We start from the raw sequence: 4451 nt of genomic DNA, 5'->3' as shown, positions 1-4451 counted from the left end.
CGCTCTGCAGAAGGCATCTCAGCGCTGTATCGCGGCCCACCTTCCGACGCGGCGCATATATGGGCAGCCTTCCCGATATTAGTGGGTTTGTCATCAGAATCATTACGGGGTGCACTTGTCGGCACACGGCAGTCCGGGTTTGAGCAGCGATGTGCCACACGGTCGCGCAGCTTTCGAATGAGCGTAGGACTGAAATCATCTTGTCTCTTCATCCGGCACTTCCCTCAGGCGATTTTGATTGGCAGGCAACGCGTATCTTGAATCTTAATCTCGTTGGCCACTGATGACCGCACTACGGCAAGTCACAATGACCGCAGCACGCCTCGCACGATACTGGTGCTTGCACACTTAGACCAAGCTTGCGCCCGCTGGCTGTCTTGGACCTAAGCCAGCCGCACTGTCCGAAATTTGTATACAAACTTCGGACAAACGGAATATCGTCCTCTTGCAACCTGTCCGAACTTTGTATACATTTTTCGGACAGGAGGACGCATTGCCCACCATTGACCAAATCGCAGACCAGATCCAGGCGGCCGGCCCCGGCCGCGTGTGGATGCCTGCCGACTTCGCATCCCTGGGCTCGCGCGACGCGGTCGATAAGGCCATGCAGCGCCTGGTTGCCCGCAGCGCCCTACGGCGCATCGACCGAGGGCTGTACGACCTTCCAAACACCAATCGCCTGACCGGTCGCCCAAGCGCACCGGACTATCGGGCTGTTCTCGACGCCCTAGCCAGACGCGATCAGTCACGCCTGCTGGTCGACGGCATGACAGCCGCGAACGATCTGGGCTTGACCGACGCTGTACCGGCGCAGGTCACGATCTACTCCGACACGCGCCGCCGCAACCTGCAGATCGACCGCCTGAACATCGTCTTTAAGACCGCCGCGACAAGCCGACTGTATTGGGCGGGTCGCCCCGCAATGCGGGTCGTGCAAGCCCTGTACTGGCTGAAAGACATGCTGTCCACGGACGGTGATCGCATCCGGCAAAAGCTTGCGCGTGTGCTCAGCGACGCCAAGCATGGCGCCGCGATATGCGCCGACCTCGCTCAAGGTTTCGGCCTGCTGCCCGCCTGGATGCAAGACTACCTTCGCACGGTGCCAGGTTTTGACCCGACGCCGGGATCGACGACATGAACTCGGCATACAAAGAAATCATCGCCAGTAGCGACGCGGACCGTGCCGGCCTATTCACTGAGACCGCGACGCGGCTCGGTACACCGGCCCAGAACGTCGAGAAAGACTTTTGGGTGTGCTGGACACTCGATGCGCTGTTCAACGGACTGGAGGACGGCAGCCCGCGGCTGCTGTTCAAAGGTGGCACATCACTGTCCAAAGCCTTCGACCTGATCCCTCGCTTCTCAGAAGACATCGACATCACAGTGTTTCGGGAAGACATCGGCCAAGCTGTTGAGCCCGCTGAACTGGACGCCTTGAGTGGCAAGCAACGGCGGAAACGGCTCGATGAAATCCGAGCCGCATGCCAGACCTATATCGGCGGCCCGCTAGCCGCGCAACTTAGCCTGCGCTTGGCGAGCTTCGACAACGACCGATTGCGCATCGAGCTTGATCCAGATGATGCGGATGGTCAAACCCTGCTGCTTTGGTACCCAACGGCGCTCGCGCGCGAAGGTGACTACATTCGCTCGGCGGTGAAGATTGAAGCCGGCGCGAAGTCGGCGTTGGATCCACATCGCGCGGCGATTGTTCAACCCTACATCGCCCACGAGTTGCCCGCGCTCGACCTCAAGGTCGGAAACGTCACCACCGTTGATGCCGAGCGGACCTTCTGGGACAAGATCATCATCGCCCACGGCCTGCGCCAATGGTTTGAGCGCCGCGGCGAGCTGCGCCATGGTGGGCAGCGCGTGTCGCGTCACTACTTCGATCTTCATCAGCTTATGCAGGCGCCCGACGTTGGCGTCTGGTTGAAGAACCAAGCGCTCGCCACTGATTGCACGACCCATGCTCGGCTCTTTTTCGGCAGCCCAGACCTCGGCATAGAGATGGCGACAACAGGCTCATTCACTCTGCTGCCGCCCGAGCCCATGCGCGCTGCCCTGCAGCGGGACTATGCAGCCATGGCCGGGATGATCTTTGGGCCAGTTCCAACGTTCTCTGAGGTACTGGAACTCGTCGCCGAAATCGAGTCCATCATCAATAGCTAGCTGTCAAGAGCGTCACCGCTCAGAGCTGGACAAAGCACCCTCGCAGCAAAGACCATACTGCGGCGTGAAAAACATCACACGCCCCTCTCGGTCAGCAGTAATGGGCAGTTATTTCGGGCACAGTTGCCGGATGGCATGAGCAAAGAGAGCAACCGAGTCACATCGACTTGGTTGCTTGCAGCCCTCCATACCGCGCTGAACTCACACGTTGCGTTTGTTCGGCTTAAGCCCATGCGATTGGGTTCTTTAGCACGCCGCACAAATAAGGTATTAGGCGTGACGGATCAAAAGGCCACTCTTGGACAAATTGCTGGATTTCCTGGGAAATGCTCATTTCGAAGCTTATGTCGCAGGGCCATTGATTGGTGGCATTGTAGGAATCTGCTTTGCCGCTCTGGGCAATCGAGCCCCGCCGCGCTCCCACGGACACGAAGAGCGCCCCTCAGACGTTCGAATTGAACTGAAGAGCACTACAACCGTCACCCATCACCATCACTACCACCAGCCAAGCCGGCCCGCACCGAAGAGCGATGATTTTTTCCCGATCTTCCTTCTCGGCGGCCTGGCCAGCCTGGTGGCGATCTTCTTCTTCGCTGCCTACTTGCCGACTATCGCCAACGTTTTCGCATATGCGATTTTGACAATCGCGGCCTTTGCAACTGCACTTTGCCTGACGGCGCTCATTGGCCAAAGGTACACCACTTGGGAATGGTGGCTAAACGCCCTCGCGCCGCTCGTGATACTTTCCTGCTGCTACTACGTTCTGACGTTGGCGAGAGCATCTATAGGGGACAACGTCATTGCGTTTGCGAACAGTCTCCGTGACCAGCATCCCCGAACTTTTCAAGGCACGATCGCGGGAGCTTTCAGCTTCGCAAAGCTAGTCGGTAATGACTATGTGCAGTGGATGATTCTGGAGATGGCTGCTTTCATGAATTTACTGTTCATCACCGTCGTCTGTGCGCTGCAGTGCATCCACTACCTCGCTCTAGCAAATTTCCGGGACGGGAGGGACGGTTGGCGGTGGCTTGCACTCAACACCGAGYGCTTCGGCAAAGCGTCGGCGCTTGCTCTCGCATCGTTGTTCTTGATCGTCTCGGCACTCCTCGCTAACGGAAATGTTTATCAATGGCTTCACTAAAGCTGGACTAAGTTCGGCTTTAGTACACGTCCGTCATTCGCGAGGAGAGGCTCAAGGTGAGCACCGACGAGCCTCAAATACCACAGTGCTTGTCGAATTCCTCGCTGAACCGGCAGAATACGCGCTAGGCATATGAGCCTGACAAGCTTCGGCAAAACGAAACACTTTAAGGACACAAGATGGCATCTCTTCAGGATCTTTTGGCCCAGCGAGCTGCTCTCGAACAGCAAATCGCAGAAACGACGGCCAAAGAACGCGGCGACGCTATTGCCAAAGTAAAGGCGCTGATGTCGGATTACGGGCTGACGGTTGCCGACTTGAGCGCACGCACGCCCAAGGTCGGCAAAGAGGCCAAGGTGTCTAAGGTCGCCGCGAAATATCGCAACAAAGCGACTGGTGAAACGTGGAGCGGCCGGGGCTTGCAGCCCAAGTGGCTCAAAGCGGCCGTCGCTGGCGGCGCCAAGCTCGAAGACTTCTCGGTCTGACCCTGTCGGCCTAGAAAAGCAAAAGCCACCCTCAGGTGGCTTTTTTTTCACGTCGCAAACCCACGCTCCGGCGCCAAAGAGTGACCTGCACCCTTCCCGCCATGCCAAGCTGAAGTAGCAAGGAGTCCGCTCATCAGGAGAATGACGGACATGAGGAAGAGCAAGTTCACCGAGGAACAGATCATTGGGTTCCTGAAGCAGGCCGAGGCAGGGCTGGCCGTGGCGGAGGCATGCGCTCAAGAGCGTGCTCGGCGTAAAAAGATAGCCCCACAGGCCAGGCGGGAAGCCATCGGGCGGCTGATCAACGAGCATCAGATGTCCGAGCGGCGGGCCTGCCGACTTGTGGGGCTAAGCCGAGACAGCTACCGGCATCCACCGGTGGCGAGCGCGCAGACCGCGGCGCTCAAGGCCAAGATCGTCGAGATTGCATATGCGCGCCGACGGTTTGGATACCGACGCGTGCACGACCTGCTGCGACTGGACTTCCCCGGCGTCAATCACAAGCGCGTGTATCGGCTGTACAGCGACGCGAACCTGGCAGTGCGCAAACGCAAGAAGGTGCGGCGCCCGCCTGCCGAGCGCACGCCGCTGAACATCGCCACCCAGGTCAATGAGGTGTGGAGCATGGACTTCGTCAGCGACAGCCTGGCCAACGG

Annotated in this window: 5 protein-coding genes; all 5 read left to right on the top strand. The window is 58.7% G+C overall.

Annotated features, from left to right (window positions below; all coding sequences use genetic code 11):
- Positions 1-493 precede the first annotated feature (493 nt).
- Positions 494-1138, top strand: a complete 645-nt coding sequence (locus ACXJKR_RS25240; protein WP_457325163.1) for a DUF6088 family protein — start codon at positions 494-496, stop codon at positions 1136-1138.
- Entirely contained in the window at positions 1135-2169 is a 1035-nt protein-coding gene (locus tag ACXJKR_RS25235) for a nucleotidyl transferase AbiEii/AbiGii toxin family protein (protein ID WP_457325162.1), read from the top strand. Before ACXJKR_RS25240 ends, ACXJKR_RS25235 begins: the two co-directional genes overlap by 4 nt.
- A 298-nt stretch (positions 2170-2467) precedes the next feature.
- Positions 2468-3310, top strand: coding sequence for a hypothetical protein (locus tag ACXJKR_RS25230; protein ID WP_457325161.1), 843 nt, complete (start codon positions 2468-2470; stop codon positions 3308-3310).
- 179 nt (positions 3311-3489) lie between these two features.
- On the top strand, positions 3490-3795 hold the full coding sequence (locus ACXJKR_RS25225; RefSeq protein ID WP_457325160.1) for an H-NS histone family protein: 306 nt from the start codon (positions 3490-3492) through the stop codon (positions 3793-3795).
- A 150-nt stretch (positions 3796-3945) separates the two neighbouring features.
- The coding region (locus tag ACXJKR_RS25220) for an IS3 family transposase (protein WP_457325159.1) at positions 3946-4451 on the top strand (506 nt) is incomplete at its 3' end.

The organism is Roseateles sp. P5_E11, assembly GCF_054049355.1.
The sequence above is the reverse complement of the archived record's forward strand: the minus strand, read 5'-3'. Positions and strand labels throughout refer to the sequence as shown.